This is a genomic window from Streptomyces sp. NPDC096040 (assembly GCF_040303265.1).
GTDB lineage: Bacteria > Actinomycetota > Actinomycetes > Streptomycetales > Streptomycetaceae > Streptomyces.
This window is the reverse complement of sequence record NZ_JBEOTA010000067.1, coordinates 1-17,037: the sequence shown is the minus strand read 5'-3', so window position 1 is coordinate 17,037 and position 17,037 is coordinate 1. Positions and strand designations below refer to the sequence as shown.

13 protein-coding genes and 5 pseudogenes are annotated in these 17,037 nt (G+C 68.8%); 13 read left to right on the top strand and 5 right to left on the bottom strand.

Features of this window, described 5'->3' with window-relative positions; all coding sequences use genetic code 11:
- Together ABTY98_RS42450 and ABTY98_RS41300 are read right to left on the bottom strand one after the other, a co-directional pair.
- Positions 1-636: pseudogene (locus tag ABTY98_RS42450) on the bottom strand (IS3 family transposase); the annotation flags it as partial.
- On the bottom strand, positions 608-1,636 hold the full coding sequence (locus ABTY98_RS41300) for an MFS transporter (protein ID WP_352226324.1): 1,029 nt from the start codon (positions 1,634-1,636) through the stop codon (positions 608-610). The pseudogene ABTY98_RS42450 and the gene ABTY98_RS41300, both read right to left, overlap by 29 nt.
- Positions 1,637-2,734: 1,098 nt before the next feature.
- Here ABTY98_RS41300 and ABTY98_RS41295 point away from each other — a divergent pair.
- The 6 genes from ABTY98_RS41295 to ABTY98_RS41270 all read left to right on the top strand — a co-directional run bounded on the left by ABTY98_RS41295 (position 2,735) and on the right by ABTY98_RS41270 (position 6,724).
- Positions 2,735-3,070, top strand: coding sequence for a MerR family transcriptional regulator (locus ABTY98_RS41295; protein ID WP_352226323.1), 336 nt, complete (start codon positions 2,735-2,737; stop codon positions 3,068-3,070).
- 115 nt (positions 3,071-3,185) lie between these two features.
- Positions 3,186-3,314 carry a hypothetical protein gene (locus tag ABTY98_RS41290; protein WP_352226322.1) on the top strand — a complete coding sequence of 43 codons (129 nt, stop codon included), beginning with the start codon at positions 3,186-3,188 and terminating at the stop codon, positions 3,312-3,314.
- A 550-nt stretch (positions 3,315-3,864) separates the two neighbouring features.
- Positions 3,865-4,068, top strand: coding sequence for a cold-shock protein (locus tag ABTY98_RS41285; protein ID WP_352226321.1), 204 nt, complete (start codon positions 3,865-3,867; stop codon positions 4,066-4,068).
- 323 nt (positions 4,069-4,391) lie between these two features.
- Positions 4,392-5,906 (top strand): DEAD/DEAH box helicase, encoded by a 1,515-nt coding sequence (locus tag ABTY98_RS41280; protein WP_352226320.1) that lies wholly within the window; start codon positions 4,392-4,394, stop codon positions 5,904-5,906.
- A gap of 46 nt (positions 5,907-5,952) precedes the next feature.
- On the top strand, positions 5,953-6,357 hold the full coding sequence (locus ABTY98_RS41275) for a CBS domain-containing protein (protein ID WP_352226319.1): 405 nt from the start codon (positions 5,953-5,955) through the stop codon (positions 6,355-6,357).
- A gap of 55 nt (positions 6,358-6,412) precedes the next feature.
- Complete coding sequence (locus tag ABTY98_RS41270; RefSeq protein WP_352226318.1) at positions 6,413-6,724, top strand: SCO5918 family protein; 312 nt, start codon at positions 6,413-6,415, stop codon at positions 6,722-6,724.
- Between the two features lie 105 nt (positions 6,725-6,829).
- Here the strand turns inward: ABTY98_RS41270 and ABTY98_RS41265 are convergent, their stop codons facing one another.
- Positions 6,830-7,189: a hypothetical protein gene (locus ABTY98_RS41265; protein ID WP_352226317.1), complete on the bottom strand. Its 360-nt coding sequence runs from the start codon at positions 7,187-7,189 to the stop codon at positions 6,830-6,832.
- A 311-nt stretch (positions 7,190-7,500) separates the two neighbouring features.
- On the opposite strand from ABTY98_RS41265, the pseudogene ABTY98_RS41260 reads away from it, so the two are divergent.
- Positions 7,501-7,833, top strand: a pseudogene (locus tag ABTY98_RS41260) (transposase); the annotation flags it as partial.
- Between the two features lie 64 nt (positions 7,834-7,897).
- On the opposite strand, the pseudogene ABTY98_RS41255 reads toward ABTY98_RS41260, so the two are convergent.
- Both ABTY98_RS41255 and ABTY98_RS41250 read right to left on the bottom strand, forming a co-directional pair.
- A pseudogene (locus tag ABTY98_RS41255) lies at positions 7,898-9,021 on the bottom strand (FAD-dependent oxidoreductase).
- Positions 8,987-9,883 (bottom strand): helix-turn-helix transcriptional regulator, encoded by an 897-nt coding sequence (locus ABTY98_RS41250; protein ID WP_352226316.1) that lies wholly within the window; start codon positions 9,881-9,883, stop codon positions 8,987-8,989. The pseudogene ABTY98_RS41255 and the gene ABTY98_RS41250 overlap by 35 nt, the downstream one beginning before the upstream one ends.
- Positions 9,884-10,006: 123 nt before the next feature.
- Here ABTY98_RS41250 and ABTY98_RS41245 point away from each other — a divergent pair, with 123 nt between their 5' ends.
- From ABTY98_RS41245 to ABTY98_RS41220, 6 genes and pseudogenes are all read left to right on the top strand, one after another.
- Complete coding sequence (locus tag ABTY98_RS41245; protein ID WP_352226315.1) at positions 10,007-11,029, top strand: zinc-dependent alcohol dehydrogenase family protein; 1,023 nt, start codon at positions 10,007-10,009, stop codon at positions 11,027-11,029.
- 95 nt (positions 11,030-11,124) lie between these two features.
- Positions 11,125-11,892 carry an SDR family NAD(P)-dependent oxidoreductase gene (locus tag ABTY98_RS41240; RefSeq protein WP_352226314.1) on the top strand — a complete coding sequence of 256 codons (768 nt, stop codon included), beginning with the start codon at positions 11,125-11,127 and terminating at the stop codon, positions 11,890-11,892.
- A gap of 487 nt (positions 11,893-12,379) precedes the next feature.
- Complete coding sequence (locus ABTY98_RS41235) at positions 12,380-13,021, top strand: (2Fe-2S)-binding protein (protein ID WP_352226313.1); 642 nt, start codon at positions 12,380-12,382, stop codon at positions 13,019-13,021.
- 13 nt (positions 13,022-13,034) lie between these two features.
- A pseudogene (locus ABTY98_RS41230) lies at positions 13,035-14,013 on the top strand (FAD binding domain-containing protein).
- Positions 14,010-16,205: a xanthine dehydrogenase family protein molybdopterin-binding subunit gene (locus ABTY98_RS41225; protein ID WP_352226312.1), complete on the top strand. Its 2,196-nt coding sequence runs from the start codon at positions 14,010-14,012 to the stop codon at positions 16,203-16,205. The pseudogene ABTY98_RS41230 and the gene ABTY98_RS41225 overlap by 4 nt, the downstream one beginning before the upstream one ends.
- Before the next feature lie 169 nt (positions 16,206-16,374).
- Positions 16,375-16,944: pseudogene (locus tag ABTY98_RS41220) on the top strand (XdhC family protein); the annotation flags it as partial.
- Between the last annotated feature and the right edge of the window lie 93 nt (positions 16,945-17,037).

The following is a 17,037-nucleotide window of genomic DNA, read 5'->3' as shown; positions in this document are numbered from 1 at the left end:
TGCCGCGCACCGCGCCGGCGATGCCGATCTCGCGCATCAGGCGTTCGACGGTGCAGCGGGCCACGTCATGGCCCTGCCGGTTCAGTGCCCGCCAGATCTTCCGGGCCCCGTATACGCGGTAGTTGGTCTCGTGGACCTCCTTGATCAGGGTCTTGAGTTCCTCGTCCCGCACCGATCGCGGCGAGGGCGACGTGAGGCGTTTCTTGCAGGCGTAGTAGGTGGAGAGGGCGATCTTGCAGCCGTGCTGGGTCAGCACGCGGCAGATCGGCTCGACGCCGCCGAAGCGGTCTCGGTGCTCGTCGATGAACGCTACGAGCGCAGATGTGGCCGGTCGAGCTCGGCCGCGAAGAAACTCGCCGCGGCCTTCAGGATCTCGTTGGCCCGCCTGAGTTCGGCGATCTCCTTCTTCATCGCCTTGATCTGCTCGGACTCCTCCGTCGTCGTCCCCGGACGCTGTCCGGAGTCGATCTGGTCCTGCCGAACCCACTTGCGCAGCGTCTCGCGCGAGCCGATGCCCAGCTTCGTCATGACCGCATTGATCGCGGCGGACTCGTTCGGGTAGTCACCGCGGACCTCGGCGACCATGCGCACTGCGCGCTTGCGCAGCTCAGGCGGGTAGGAGGAGGGACGTGCCATGACTCTGATCCTTACATGGAATCGAGTCTCCATTCGAACCGGGGCGGTTCATACGGCGGGTCTGGCGGCGAACTGGGCGAGCGGAAGCGTGAGGTAGGAGCGGAGGTTGTCGTTGGCGTAGACGCGGGCAAGGCGGTCGTCGGGGATCTGCTCGTTGAGGGTCGAGTACCAGGCGACGCTGGCCTGTTTGACGCCCACGCCCGCCCACGAAGTTGGCCAGGACCAGCACCCTGGTATACGGGGCGAGCGCGAGCACCAGCGGGGGCATCGCCGTCAGACCCATCAGCGCGCAGCCGACCAGGATCGCGCGCCGGGGCCTCCAGCTCAGCGACAGTACGCCGCCAGCGACCGCGCCGAGCGAGGACGCGGCGACAGCCAGGCCCCAGCCGGTGCGGCCGATCCCGGTGGTGTCGGCGACGGCCGGGCCGAGGACGGTGAACGAGACGGTGATGCCGGCGTTGAGGAGGCAGAAGGCCCCCACGATCAGCCACACCCAGCAGCGGGCGGTGAACTCCCGCCAGCCGACGCGCAGTTCATGCACCAGGCCGGACCTGGGCTCGGGCGGCGCGACCTGGACGCGGACCAGCGCGAAGGATGCGGCGGCGAGCGCAAAGCTGAGCGCGTCGACGGCCAGGCCCCAGCCTGGGCCGACCGCGGCGATCAGTACGCCGCCCAGCGAGGCGCCCAGCATCATCGCGCTGCTGCCCGCGATCCGGGAGAGCGCGAGAGCGGTGCGGCGGGACTCGGTCGGCACGGTCTGGGGCAGCAGGGCCTGGGCGGTGGGCTGGTAGCAGGAACTTGACGCCCCGTTGGCCGCGGCGAGCACCATGAGCAGGGGGATGGCGGCGCTGTGGGTGAGGACCGGGGCGGCGACCATCGCCTGGCTCGCGGCGCTGACCACGCTGCTGCCGACCAGCAGCGGGCCGCGCGGCAGCCGGTCCGCCAACACTCCGCCGTACAGCAGGAAGAGGATGCTGGTGAGGCTGCGGTTCTGACGCACTCGTTCCGCCTCGTCGGCAATACCCCGCACCGCCCTTCGAGGATTTCCCAGGCGCCCTCACATGCGTCGGCAACGGATGTCGCGGAGCGGAGGGTTGCGACGTCGAAGCTCATCGTGTCCATCAGGTCACTCTGGTCTCTGGTTTGTCCATCCCTGGTCCGGTTTGTCAGGTGCTTGTGGCCCCGGCCTGCGGAGCGTCAACCACACGAGGTCCCCGGGCTGTCGAGCGTGTACGGCCGGTCATCCACGCAGTCAGATGGGGAGGGTGCGGTGTTCGCGGCGTCGATGCTGCGTATCGGCGCTGCTCGGAGCGGGTGTCCCCGGCTGGAGTGGAGCGTGCCCCTTCTACGGCCGAGGTCGACCATCTCTCTTCCTGGAAAACGAAAATCTATGTTGGCCTGAGTAGACATTGAATGGTGGTGTGGTTATGGTTTCTCTCGTAGCCGAGATCAAGCAAGGCCCGGCAGAGACGAACTGCCGGGCAGAAGTGCCAGCAAGTGCGTTTCGCAGGACGGTGCGGTGGTGGAGTTCTGAAGCCAGGGTTGTTGCAGGACGGCGACGGGGCTGACGACCGGACCGGGTGGCCCGCAGTGGTCAGGGGCCGCCGTGAGTAGTACCGCAAGTGCAGTTCGCAGTACCAGCAGTGCGGTTGTCAGTGGTTCCTCGGTAAAGGCGTCGGCTGCGGGCGCGCGTGCCGGGAGGTTCGGCAGTGGGGTTCCAAGCCAGAGCAGATGCAAGACGGGCGATGGGGCTGGCTGCCGGAGAGTGGCGCTGTTGAAGGCCACCAGTAGTTCGCGTAATCAGCAGTAGGCAGTTCCGCTTGGTGAGTAGTTCATTTAGAGGGAAAGAACGGAGGAGCCAGGCGCCATCAGGATCGCCCGGGTGGAATTCTTGGGCCCGGGTACCGCAGGACATCGATAGCGAGGTGGTCTCCGGTCAAGCAACCGCGATCCCCGTATACCCGACAGCAGCTCGGTCGGGGCAGCGGAAGCAGAAGGTCGGCGCAGTATCAGGGCCGGCAGATGGTGTAGTAGTTCCTTCGGGGTCCTGGTGCCACATGGCACCAGGACCCCTCCACGCGTTTCACAGAGAGGTGCAATGACAGCAGACGACTCGTTCGGACGTCTCGATGACGACGACTACCCCGCCTACACCATGGGTCGGGCCGCTGAGATGCTCGGCACCACCCAGGGCTTCCTCCGCGCCGTCGGCGAAGCCCGCCTCATCACCCCACTGCGCTCCGCGGGCGGCCACCGCCGCTACTCCCGCTACCAACTGCGCATCGCCGCCCGCGCGCGCGAACTCGTCGACCTCGGCACGCCCATCGAAGCCGCCTGCCGCATCGTCATCCTCGAAGACCAGCTCGAAGAAGCCCAGCGCATCAACGCCGCGTACCGCCGCGCCGCCGAATCGGCGGAAGGGTCCGCGGCCTGAGACGGTGCGCCTGCCGCGTACCGGCGGGCCTCACTCACTCCAGTCGGGGTGTGACGCGTGGGTCGTTTCCTCTGGTGACAGGGTGTATGGGTGTCGAGCGTCTGCGTCAGCTGTCATGGTTCGGAAGTTCTCCTTCGCCCACGTCATCGGCGTGGGCGTTCTGCTGTGCTGTGCCGCAGGAACCGGGGCGAACACCTACGCCTCCGGCACGTTGTCGGAGGCGTACATCGACTGGAACGCATGAGACTTGGCTACGGGAACTGTGACGTGGTTCAACGCGGAAAAGGGCTTCGGCTTCTGACCTTCCCGCCCGCGTTCGGAGCGTACGGCAGCCCCCGTGCGGTTCTTGCTGTCCGCCTGCGCACTCCAACAGTAGGCCGGCCTCCAGGTGGGCCGGATCTTGGACGGTCCCGATCTGTGTCGAGACCGCGCAGGGCGGTACCAAAGGAATAGTTGTGGCCCTGGAGCCGGGAACAGCGTCCGCTCCTCCTGAAACGCTGCACTTCGGACGGGCCAATATCTATGACCGTGAGGTAAGGGTTTGGCGCGCCATGAGCTGAGTGTATTTGCCGCATCTGGCGGAGCGGGGATATTTAACGTACATGGGCCGCTACCTCGTGCTACTGTCGATCTCAGTTGCAGTTGTGGTTCCCAAAACTTCAAGCACCTTCGCCGGCATTTCCCGGCCATTGGAAGCTTTTCGTATTGCCGGTCAATTTCCGGACGGGGCAACATCGCGGCGACCCGGTATCCGCATCGCGGGTCCCGGCGTACTGCCCCAAAGGAGATGTATCGTGGCGTCAGGCACCGTGAAGTGGTTCAACGCAGCCAAGGGTTTCGGTTTCATCGAGCAGGACGCTGGGGGCGCTGACGTGTTCGCCCACTTCTCGAACATCGCCGCCGAGGGCTTCCGCGAGTTGCTCGAAGGCCAGAAGGTCACCTTCGACATCGCGCCGGGCCAGAAGGGCCCGACGGCCGAGAACATCGTTCTCGTCTGACGGCGACGCGCACTTCGTAGCTGGGGCCCGCATCCCTCGGGGTGCGGGCCCCAGCTACGGGGCTTTTCCCGTAGTGGTGTCACCTGGACACTGCTCGTATCTATTTCTCCGGGGATTCGCGCCTCTTCGGAGCTGCAAGCGGTCGACGTCGGGGGGTTCACGTCCATGTGGCGTCGCTCGCGTCGTCCTTGGCGTCTCACGCTGAATTCACTGCAAGTCAGATTCTTTTTCGCATTCCATTCGGCCCGTTCTTGTGATTCCCCGCGCTGATCTTCTGCTGCGGGAATTCCTTGATACGTGCCGCGTATCAAGGAAGGTTCTCGATGAACCCCACACGTACGAACGGCCGCTCCTCCCGTCCCCGCCGGACCGAGGGCCCCGCTTTCGGCTCCGGCGCCGGTTCGAGGCGGGGTGGCCGCTTCGGCGCGTCCGCCCCGAGCCGTTCAGGGGGTCCGAGCCGTTCGGGCGGCCAGGGGCGGCGGCCCGCAGCGGTTCAGGGCGAGTTCAGCTTGCCGGAGACGATCACTCCCGCGCTGCCCGCGGTCGAGGCGTTCGCCGATCTCGACATGCCAGGGCCGCTGCTGGCCGCGCTGACGGCGCAAGGCGTGAGCGTCCCCTTCCCGATCCAAGGCGCGACCCTGCCCAACACCCTCGCGGGCCGCGACGCCTTGGGGCGTGGGCGCACCGGGTCCGGCAAGACCCTCGCCTTCGGCCTGGCCTTGCTGGCCCGCACCGCCGGACGGCGCGCCGAGCCCCGCCAGCCGCTGGCTCTGGTCCTGGTGCCGACGCGTGAGTTGGCCCAGCAGGTCACCGACGCACTCACCCCCTATGCCCGCTCGGTGAAGCTGCGCCTGGCCACCGTCGTCGGCGGAATGTCGATCGGCAGGCAGGCCCATGTGCTGCGCGGTGGCGCCGAGGTCGTCGTCGCGACGCCGGGCCGGCTCAAGGACCTCATCGACCGCGGGGAGTGCCGGCTGAACCAGGTCGCGATCACCGTCCTGGACGAGGCCGATCAGATGGCCGACATGGGCTTCATGCCCCAGGTCACCGCGCTCTTGGACCAGGTCCGCCCCGAGGGGCAGCGGATGCTGTTCTCGGCCACCCTCGACCGCAATGTCGACCGCCTGGTCCGCCGCTACCTCACCGACCCCGTTGTCCACTCCGTCGACCCGTCCGCAGGCGCGGTCACCACGATGGAACATCATGTGCTGCACGTCCACGGCGCCGACAAGCACCGGACGACCACGCAGATCGCGGCGCGCGAGGGCCGGGTGATCATGTTCCTGGACACCAAGCACGCCGTCGACCGGCTGACGCAGGACCTGCTGAACTGCGGTGTCAGGGCCGCCGCCCTGCACGGCGGGAAGTCGCAGCCGCAGCGCACCCGGACCCTGGCCCAGTTCAAGACCGGGCACGTCACCGTGCTCGTGGCGACGAACGTCGCCGCCCGCGGCATCCACGTCGACAACCTCGACCTCGTCGTCAACGTCGACCCGCCGACCGACCACAAGGACTACCTCCACCGCGGCGGCCGCACCGCGCGGGCCGGGGAGTCCGGCAGCGTCGTCACCCTGGTCACCCCCAACGAGCGCCGCAACATGACCCGCCTCATGACGGCTGCCGGCATCGTGCCCGAGACCACACAGGTTCGCTCCGGCGAGGAGGCACTCAGTCGGATCACCGGCGCCCAGACCCCCTCCGGCATCCCCGTGACGATCACCGCTCCGGTGACCGAGCGCCGTCAGCGCAGTGCGTCCTCACGCGGCCGACGGAGCCCCGCTTCGGCTGCGCGGCGCATGACCGGGCGGCGGCAGTCCTCCTCCAACGCGGCGGCCTGAAGACTTTGTGATCAGGAAGCTGACCCACTACTGCAGGAGGCACCCTTTGACGATGGTTCAGTTGCAGCCGTGCTCGACGAGTGCCACCCCCGTGCACCGGACGGTGGCCGACGCCATGGACACCGCCGGACCGCAGGTCTGTGACGACATGACCGTCGAGGTGGCCCTGTCCGTCATGGCCAGCGCCCGCACTGGGCACCTGCTTCTCTGTGACAGCGACGGAGTGTGCACCGGACTGGTCACTCAGGCCCAGCTCACCGCAGTCCGCGACGGCTCCGCGTACACGGACCGGGTCCAGCTGCGGGACGTCCTCGGCGATCGGGGGCCGTTCACCTCGCCCGCGAGCACCATGGCCGAAGCCGAGCACACGATGCGCCATCGCCAGGTCGATGCCCTGCCTGTGGTCGACGAACAGGGCAGCGCCTTGGGCGTCCTCGCCCTTGCCCGCTGAACCGCCGCAACCGCGGAAGAATCATCCCCCTTCGTTCTTCTCCCTGTGAGGCATCATGCGCTGTGTCATCGCCCGCTTCCCGTTCGACCTCACCAAGAGCGGCGTCCTGGAATCGATGAAGGGAGTCAAGCCCGAGCAGGCTCTCGGCGAGTCCGTGATCATCGGCCGCCGTACCTACCCCGTCAAGCAGGTCGGCCAGGTCATCACACGCCAGGACCGCCGCGACTTCAGCGCCGCCGAAGTCCTCCGGGCCATGACCCGGCTCGGCTTCACCTGCCGTGGCCTTCCCCAGGCCGCCGCGCCCACAGGGGTTCTCAACCCGATGCAACAGGCTTCCGAGATGCTCGGAGCCCCTGTGGCAGCCTGACGGACGAGCAGGCGCGAGCGCCGGCCAAGCAGCGGTGAGGGTCCGACCGGGAGGCGCCGGTCGGACCCTCACCGCGTACCGAAGGTTTCTCGGAGCGGCAGTGGGTCAGTGGTCGGAGTAGCTGAAGTCGCCCACGGTCCAGGCACTGACGTCCTCGATCGCCACGCGGTACATCCCACCCGACTCCGGGATTCCCACCGTGCCCTGCAGAATCCGCGCCACATGGAAATGCAGATGCGTGGGCGGCCCCTCTTCGCGCGGCGCAGCGGTGAACACGGCGGAAAAATCGCTCAGGCGGGCCGAGTCCGCCAGAACCTCCGACACCCGCTCCCTCCAGACGGCTTCGGGAGCCAGCCGACCGGTGATGACAGCACCACCGGCGACCACGGTCAGAGACATCTGATTGCTTTTCCCGGACTCCACCAAGGCGGCAACGTCAACAAGCAGTTCGTCAGGCTTCGACATGGGACGATATTAATCACCGCGGCGATCCGCTCCCTGCCGCCCCCAGACCTGCTTCAGCGCGCCCGTCTCAGCGTCCGAGCCGGTCGCCCAGTGCCGTCCGCCCCAGGACGGTCACCTGGATGCTGGACTGCGCCGGCTGGAGCGCCGAGCCCCCCGCTTCCGAAGCCCGAACCGATGACGACGGCCCGGTGTCCCTTCCGGGTCAGGCAGATGCGGGCCGGTGTGGCTGACGCGCGGGGGGCTGCGATGGCGCCCACCGCCGCGACTGCGGCGGCTGAGGCGAGGAAGGTGCGCCTGATCGTGAGGGATACGGGGTCCCCTGGGAGTTCCTGCCCAACGAACTGGGGTACGGCTCGGGGAGTAGGTGCCGGCGCAGACTGCGGGACTGGCACCAGGCCCGGGGTGTGGCAGGCCCTGCACGAGCTGCTGCTCGCCGAGTTGCGGGCGGCCGACCTGCTGGACTTCTCCCGGGCCGCGGTCGACGGCTCGCACCTGCGGGCGATGAGGGGCGGTTGCGAAGACCGGGCCCTCTCCGGTGGACCGAGGCAGGGCCGGCAGCAAGCACCACGTGATCGTGGAAGCCCACGGCATCCCACTCGCCGCCGCTGACAGGCGGAAACCGCCATGGCGTCACCCAGCTCATTCATTACTCTCGGCTGCGCCATCATCTGCCGGCGACGGCTGAAGACCTCACTCTGCCCCCGATCCTCAGGGCCGGGCGTCGTTGTCGCTGCCGAAGTCGGGCACATCGGCGGACAGCAGATGTTCGGCGCCGCCTTCGAGGGCCTTGGCCGTCTCGGTGGAGCGGGGGAGCATGGTCTTCTCGTAGGTGCGGATCGCGTGGTCGAGGGTGGAGGCGTTCGCGAGAGCGAGGGCGAGTTCGCCGGCGTCGAGCATGGCGAGGTTGACGCCGACGCCGAGCGGGGGCATGAGGTGGGCGGCGTCACCGAGCAGGGTCACCGTCGGGTGTGTTCCCAGATGTGCGGGACCGGGAGAGCGAAGATCGGGCGGTCCACATAGGGGCCGTCGTTTTCGGTGATCATCTGGCGCATGCGGGGCGACCAGCGGGCGTACTCGTCGAGTAGCACGGCGCGGATGCCGTCGGTGTCCTCGACGGTCAGGCCACTCGCGCTGATCCAGTCGACTGGGACTCTTTGGACGATGTAGACGCGGATGTGGTTTCCGCTGTTGCGCTGGGCGAACAGGCCGCGCTCGCTGTCGGCTGCGTGCGCGCTGCCCTGGCCGGCCAGCTCGGCGATGTCCGGGTGCCGGTTCTCGATGTCGGCGAACCATGCCTCCAGAAAGCTCACCCCGGTGTACCTGGGGACGGCGGGGGACACGGCCGGGCGCGCCCGGGAGGAGGCGCCGTCGGCGCCGATGACCAGATCGGTCTCGATGCTCGTGCCGTCGGCGAAGTGCAACCACGGCGGCCCGTCGGCGGGGCCGCTGATCGTGTCGAGGGCGCGGCCCCAGTGCACGGTTCCCGGCTGTACGGAGTCGAGCAGCAGGTTGCGCAGCTGGCCGCGGTCGATTTCCGGCTTGAACAGCTCGTCGGCCTCCGGGACTTGATGGGACGTGAGCGTGCCGCTCGGGTCCATCTGGCGCATTTCCTGGCCTTCGGGGCGGGCCAGTGTGAAGAACTCGTCGAGCAGGCCGGCTTCGCGTAGGGCGACCTGGCCGTTGTCGGCGTGCAGGTCGAGGGTGCCGCCCTGGTTGCGTGTGGCGCTGCAGACGCTACCCGGAGCACATTGATGAACCACGACCGACCGGAGGTGACCGGCCGTGCGCGTCCAACAGCTAGGGGTGACGGGGGCGGGTTCGGCGTACCTCATCGTTGGCGTTCTGCGGCTGCTTCTGCGTTTCTGCCCAGGCCGCCAGCAGGGTGAGTGCGTCGGCGCTGGGGGTGCCGGGATCCGCGGTGTAGGTGGTGATGGAGACGTGCGGGTCGCCGGGCAGGGCGAAGTCGTCGTACGCGAGGGTCATCGTGCCGACGGCCGGGTGGTGGACGACCTTGCGCCCGCGTGAGTGGCGGCGCACATTGTGCTTGGCCCAGCGGGTGTTGAAATCGGTGCTGCGGGTGGAGAGCTCGCCGATGAGTCCGGTCAGCTGCTTGTCCAGCGGGTCGCGCCCGGCGGTCGCGCGAAGTATCGCGACCACTTGGTCCTTCGCCTCGTCGAGGTCGGTGTAGTAGGCGTCCGCACATGGGTCGAGGAACACGTATCTGGCGATGTTCGGTGGCTGCTGGGCCATGGTGAACAGGTCGGCGTACAGCGCACGCCCCAGGTCGTTGGCCGCGAGGAGATTGAGGCGGCCGTCCTGGACGACGGCGGGCACCCTCATGGACTCGAGGACCTGCTGCACGGACGCGGTGATGGGGGAGGTGCGCTGGGGGCGCTTGCGGCGTGCGCCGGGCGCGACGTTGCGTGCCAGGTCGTACAGGTGGGCGCGCTCGTCGTCGTCGAGTTGCAACGCACGGGCGATGGAGTCGAGGACGCTCTCGGACGCGCCACCGAGCTGGCCGCGCTCGATGCGGGTGTAGTACTCGACGCTGAGGCCGGCGAGCATCGCGACTTCCTCGCGCCGCAGTCCTGTGACGCGGCGGTTGCCTCCGACGTAAGGCAGCCCGGCCTGCTCGGGCGTGATCCGCGCCCTGCGGCTCATGAGGAAGCCCCTGATCTCCTGCTGAAACTCCATGGCTCCCAGGCTAGGACGCGTGTTCCTGGTGTGGGGGTCCCTGAGAGTGCCTGGCAGGCATCCGCGCGGCGAGGGACGGTCGATGGGCAACCCAGCAAAGCCGTCTGAAAGGGATGTTTGCCAATGCGTGGAGCTGTCCTGTATGCCCCGGGCGATGTCCGGGTGGAAGAACGTGAGCACCCCGCGATCACCGCACCGACGGATGCGATCATCCGTGTGTCTGCGACGTGCGTGTGCGGATCTGACCTGTGGGATTACCGTGGCGTCAACGAGGTGACGCAGCCCACCCCGGCGGGGCACGAGTACGTCGGCGTGGTCACCGAGATCGGCGCCGAGGTCAAGAACATCAAGGTCGGTGACTTCGTCGTCGGGTCGTTCTTCGCCTCGGACAACACCTGTGAGATCTGTGAGGCGGGCTACCAGTCACGGTGCGCGCATGCCGAGTTCGTCGGGGCCGGCGGGGCGCAGTCGGAGTACTTGCGGGTGCCGCTGGCCGACGGCACCCTCGTGGCCACCCCTGGAATGCCGGACGACGACCTGATCCCCTCGCTGCTGGCCGCCTCCGACGTGCTCGGAACGGGCTGGTTCGGCGCCGTGGCCGCCGAGGTCGGGCCGGGCAAGACCGTGGCCGTGGTCGGTGACGGAGCCGTGGGCCTGCTCGCCGTCCTGGCCGCGAAGCAGCTGGGCGCGGAGCGGATCATCGCGATGTCGCGGCACGCGTCGCGACAGCAGCTCGCCCGCGAGTTCGGCGCGACGGACATCGTCGAGGAGCGCGGTGACGAGGGCGTGGCCAGGATCAAGGAACTCACCGGCGGCTACGGCGCCCACAGCGTGATCGAGGCCGTCGGCACTCAGGAATCGATGATGCAGGCCATCCGCTCCACCCGCCCCGGCGGACACGTGGGATACGTGGGCGTGGCCCACGGCGTGGAGCTTCCGGGCGAGGAGGTGTTCTTCGCCGAGGTGCACCTGCACGGCGGCCCCGCTCCGGTGCGCCGGTTCCTGCCCGAGCTGATCCAGCTCATCTGGGACCGCGAGATCGACCCGGGCAAGGTCTTCGACCTCACCCTCCCACTCGATGAGGCCGCTGAGGGATTCAAGGCGATGGACGAGCGCCGCGCCATCAAGACCCTGCTCAAGCCCTGACCCCTCACTCACCGGTCCCAGTTGCTCTCGCCCGGGACTCGAACATCCCGGGCAGGATTGCGCACCCCCATTTTGATCTCGACGGGAGAACCCCCATGAACCCCACTTACGACTTCTCCGGGCAGGTGGCCCTCATCACCGGCGCCGCCTCCGGCATGGGCCTGGCAGCCGCTCGCGCCTTCGCCGACTCCGGCGCTGCCGTGGTTCTGGCCGACCGCGACCACGATGCCGTCCACAAAGCAGCCGAAGAGATCACCGGCCGCGCGGGGCGGGCGATAGGTGTCGTCTGCGACGTCACCGACGAACAGCAAGTGGAAGCGGCAGTGCGGGCCGCGGTGACGGAGTACGGCCGCCTGGACATGGCGTTCAACAACGCCGGCATCCAGGTGCCGCCGACCGACGCGGCCGACGAGACGGCCGAGAACTTCGACCGGGTCAACGCCGTCAACCTGCGCGGCGTCTGGGCGGCGATGAAGCACGAACTGCGGCAGATGCGCGAACAGGGCAGCGGCGCCATCGTCAACTGCTCGTCCCTGGGCGGGCTCGTGGGGCTGCCCGAGCGTGCGGCCTACCACGCCTCCAAGCACGGCGTCATCGGCCTGACCCGCAGCGCCGCGGTCGAGTACGCGCCCCGGGGCATCCGCATCAACGCCGTGTGCCCCGGCGTCATCGAGACCCCGATGGTCGCCGACATGGTCGAGAACCAGGCCGAGGCCATGGCCGCGATCCTCAAGGAACAGCCCATCGGCCGCCTGGGTGCAGCGGACGAGGTCGCAGCGGCCGTCCTGTGGCTGTGCAGCCCCGGCTCCAGCTTCGTCACCGCCACCGCTCTCCCCGTCGATGGCGGCTTCACCGCCCACTGAGGTGTGAGGCCGGCCGCAGAGCCAGCACCGTACAGGAGACAACAAGGGCCGACCTTCACTCCGTCCCCGGCGCCGGACACGTGGACCTCTACGACAAGACGGACCTGATTCCGTTCGACAAGCTGGAGGAGTCCTTCACCAAGAACCTCCCGTGAGCACCAACTGCGGCCCGGTGCCGGTGCGGGCCTGCGTTGCGGAACTGATGCCCGACATCCTCGACGGCGCCCCGGCCGGTTTACCAAGCCGTGGCCGGCCGCAAGAGCCTCAAGGTTCTCGTCAACAACTGACCTCGGGACAAGAACGGGAGAGGGGGGCGGCCCCGGGACCTGGGCTCAGCAGCCGGATTCTTCCCGCCCCATCCTCTCCCCGGGAATCCGTCACCACTCCGCCTCATGACGACGCACAAAACGCCCCCTGCTAACGACGACACCTCCTCCTGCCCAGCCGCAGTCGCGGCTGATCCGCCCAGCGATGCGAAGGCGTACCCATGTCCAGTGAAACTGTGTCTGCTGTTCCACCGCCCATTGAACCGGGCGATCCCTCCTCGGCGCCCACTCGGCGGACCTTCATCGCCACCACCGCGGTCGGTGGCGTGGCCCTCGCGGGCGGCGTGATCGGAGGCTCCGTCCTCGTCGGCTCGGAGGAAGCGGCGGCTGCCGTGGCGCCTGCCAGCCGTGTGTCCCTGACGGTGAACGGCACCCGGCGGACGGTGACCGTGGACAACCGCACCTCGCTTCTGGACCTGCTGCGCGAGCACTTCGGTCTCACCGGCTCCAAGAAGGGCTGCAACGCCGGAGCGTGCGGGGCGTGCACGGTGCTGGTGGACGGGCAGCGCCACAACGCCTGCCTGACGCTCGCGGTGCGTCTGGAGGGCGTCGAGGTCACCACGATCGAGGGCCTCGCCGACGGCGACCGACTGCATCCGCTGCAGCAGGCGTTCATCGACGAGGATGCCTTCCAGTGCGGCTACTGCACCCCCGGCCAGATCATGTCCGGCGTCGGGTGCATCAAGGAGGGCCACACCGGATCCCCGGAGGAGATCCGGGAGTGGATGAGCGGCAACATCTGCCGCTGCGGCTGTTACGTGAAGATCGTGCGCGCGGTCGAGCAGACCGCGGGCCGGAAGTAGAGGTGCGGCCGCCATGTATCCCTTCTCCTACACCCGTGCCGCCGACACGCGTGAGGCCCTCGACGCCGGTCGCCGCGGCGGCCGTTACATCGCCGGGGGCACCACCCTCGTCGACCTGATGCGCGAGACCGTGGAACGCCCCGAGAGCCTGGTCGACATCAGCGGCCTGCCGCTGCGCGAGGTCAGAGCCACCGAGGGAGGTGGACTGCGCATCGGTGCCCTGGTGCGGATGGCCGAAGCTGCCGCTCACCCCAAGGTGCGCGCCCTGTATCCCGTGATCTCCGAGTCGCTGGAGCTGAGTGCGTCCGCCCAGCTGCGGAACATGGCGACCATCGGCGGCAACATCATGCAGCGCACCCGCTGCACCTACTTCCGTGACGTGACCGCCGCGTGTAACAAGCGCGAGCCCGGCTCAGGTTGTGCCGCGCTGAAGGGCCACAATCGCACCCACGCGATCCTCGGCACCTCCGACTCCTGCGTGGCCACCCATCCTTCCGACGTCGCCGTGGCGTTCGCCGCCCTGGACGACCGTGCACCTGCTGGGCCCGGACGGGGAGCGCCGTATCCCCTGCACCGACTTCCTGCTACGGCCCGGTAGCACCCCCAACCGTGAACAGGCCATCCGACAGGGCGAGCTGATCACCGCGATCGAGATCCCCGCGCTGCCACGTCCGCTGAAGTCGGGCTACCTCAAGGTGCGTGACCGGCAGTCCTACGAGTTCGCCCTGACCTCGGCAGCCGTCGCCCTGCACATACGCGGCGGAGTGATCCGCGAGGCCAAGGTCGCCGCCGGAGGCGTAGGCACCGTGCCCTGGAAACTGCCCGCCGTGGAACGGCACCTGGTCGGCGAACGCCCCTCCGCAGCCCTCTGGACAGCCGCCGCGGAGAAGGCAGCCGACGGGGCACGTCCTCTGCAGTACAACCGGTTCAAGCCCGAGTTGCTCAAGCGGACCGTCGAGCGTCAGCTGCGCGTCGTGGGAGGTACGAAGTGAGTCCCCAGCCCCGGTCCGCCGTCGGCGCCCCGCTGTCCCGGGTGGACGGCCGGCTCAAGGTTACCGGCCAGGCCCTCTACGCCGCCGAGCACGACGTCGAGAACGTCCTGCACGCGGTCATCGTCGACAGCAGCGTCGGCCTGGGCCGCATCACGTCCATCGACGCGGACGCCGCACTGGCCCACTCCGGCGTACTGCGGGTGATCCATCACCGCAACGCGCCGAAGCTTCCGTACCTCGACAACCCCGGGTCGAACAACCCCGAGGGCCGGCGGCTGCGGGTCTTCCAGGACGACAAGGTCCTCTTCCACGGCCAGCCGGTCGCCGTCGTCATCGCCACCACCCTGGAGGCCGCGCAGCACGGCGCGAGCCTGGTGAAGGTCCGCTACGACGCGAAGAAACCCTCGACCGACATGGCCGAGGCGAAACCGGACGAGCCGACCAAGTACGCGCGCGGTGACGCCGCCGCCAGGCTGCGCGACGCGGCGGTGCGCCTGGACCTCGACTACCGCATGGCGCGCAACCACCAGAACCCCATGGAGACGCACGCCACCATCGCCCGCTGGAACGGCGACAAGCTGACCGTGTGGGACAAGACCCAGTGGGTGGTGGGCACCCAGACCGAACTTTCCACAGTCTTCGACCTGCCCATGAAATCGGTGCGGGTCATCTCACCGTTCGTCGGCGGCGGCTTCGGCAGCGGCCTGCGCTGCTGGCCGCACACCGTGGTCGCCGCCCTCGCCGCCCGCGAGATGAAACGCCCCGTCAAAGTCGTCCTGACCCGCAGGCAGATGTACTTCGGCACCGGCTTCCGGCCCTCCTACGACTACCGCCTGCGCCTCGGCAGCGACCGGCGGGGCCGGCTGACCGCCATGGTGCACGAGATGGACGCGGAGACCTCGTCGTACGAGAAGTTCGACGAGGCCATCATGCTTGCCGGCCAGATGTTCTACAGCACGCCCAACGTCAGCCAGGCGTACCGGAAGGTACCGCTGGACGTGAACACCCCGCTGTACATGCGCGGCCCCGGCTTCGCGAACGCGTCCTTCGCCATCGAGTCAGCCATGGACGAGCTCGCGAACCGGCTCGGCGTCGACCCGATCGAGCTGCGCCTGCGCAACGAGCCGGCCGAGGACGAGTCGAACGGCCTGCCCTGGTCCACCCGCAAGCTGCGCGAGTGCTACACCGTAGGCGCCAGGGAGTTCGGCTGGGACCGGCGCAACCCCAAGCCCCGCTCAACGCGTGACGGCGACTGGCTGATCGGACTCGGTATGGCCGCGGCCGTGTACGACCCCGGTCGTTTCCCCGCGCAGGCCCGGGTCCGCCTGGACGCCGACGGCACCGCGGTCGCCGAGGCCGCCACCATCGACATGGGACCGGGCACCTACACCTCGCAGACCCAAGTCGCCGCGGACGCGCTCGGCCTGACCATGCGCAACGTGACCTTCCGGCTCGGCGACTCCCTCTACCCGCCGACCCCGCCGCACGGCGGCTCGATGACCATGACGGTCGTCGGCTCCGCCGTCCTCGACGGGTGCAACAAGGTCCGCGGCCAGGCGATCAAGCTGGCCGTCGAGGACGAGCAGTCGCCGCTGTACGGCGTGAAGGCCGAGGAGGTGGTCGTGCGCGGCGGCCGGCTGCACGTGCAGGGCAACCCCACCCGCGGCGAGACCTACCAGCGGCTGCTGACCCGCAACAAGCTCACCCACCTGGAGGCCGTCGGCGCCTACGCCGGGGCGCCGGAGCCCGCACGGCACTCGTACTTCTCCTACGGCGCCGTCTTCACCGAGGTGGGCGTGGACGCCACGCTCGGCCTGGTCCGGGTGCGGCGGATGCTCGGGGTGTACGACGTGGGCCGCATCGTCAGCCCCAAGCTGGCGGACAGCCAGGCGCTGGGCGGCATGGTGGGCGGCATCGGCCAGGCGCTGCTGGAGCACACGGTCACCGACCACTGCGAAGGCCGGATCGTGAACGCGAGCCTCGCCGACTACCTCGTGCCGGTGAACGCCGACATCCCCGACCTCAAGGCGATCTACCTGGAGGGCGAGGACCCCGATGCCGACCCGCTCGGTGTCAAGGGGATCGGAGAGGTCGTCCAGGTCGGTGTGGCGGCCGCCATCGCCAACGCGGTCTACAACGCCACCGGCCGCCGCATCCGTGAACTGCCCATCACGGCGGAGGCGTTGATCTGAGCCGGGGTGCCCTGGGCCATGGAGGAGCAGCCCAGTGCCCAGGGCATCCCCCTGCCCGTCCGGCAGTCGGTCCCCCCGTCCGGCTGCCGGACCTCCCAGGGCCGCCGCCGTGTTCCCGCCCCCGTGGAGCGCGGCGGCGGCTCTTCCTCACACCCACGGAGACAGGCCCATGTTGAACATCGCGGACACACTGCACCGCTGGTGCCGCGAGGCACGCCTCTTCGCCCTGGCCACCGTCGTCGATGTCCACGGCAGCGCCCCCCTGCCGGCCGGTACGTCGGTCGCGGTGGATATGGACGGCAACGCGATCGGCAGCATCTCCGGTGGCTGCGTCGAGGGCGCCGTCTACGAGCTGTGCCGGCAGGTACTCGAGGAAGAGGGCGAGCCCAAGCGCGCCTGGTTCGGCTACTCCGACGACGACGCCTTGGCGGTCGGACTGACCTGCGGCGGCGAACTCGACGTCCTGATCCAGCGCATCGACCCCGCAGCGCAGCCCCACCTGGCCGTCGCGTTCGACGAGGTTCGTCGGGGCAGGCCCACGGCTGTGGCACAGATAGTCGACGGTCCCGAGAAACTCCTTGGGCGCACGTCGTGTGTCCTCGGTGACGGCGGCACCGCCCACGGAACCCTGGACGACGGCGAGGTGGACCCGACAGTGAGGGACAAAGCCGCTGCCTTACTGCGAGCCGGACGCACCGCGCGCGTCGAGGTCGGCGGCGACGCGGACACCTGCCCTGAGCCTCGATCCACCGCGTGAATTCTGATCTTCGGTATCGGGTGGGCTCGGGATGGTCTTTCGGGGTGCGGGCAGCGCGATGGGCCGGGTGGCCGT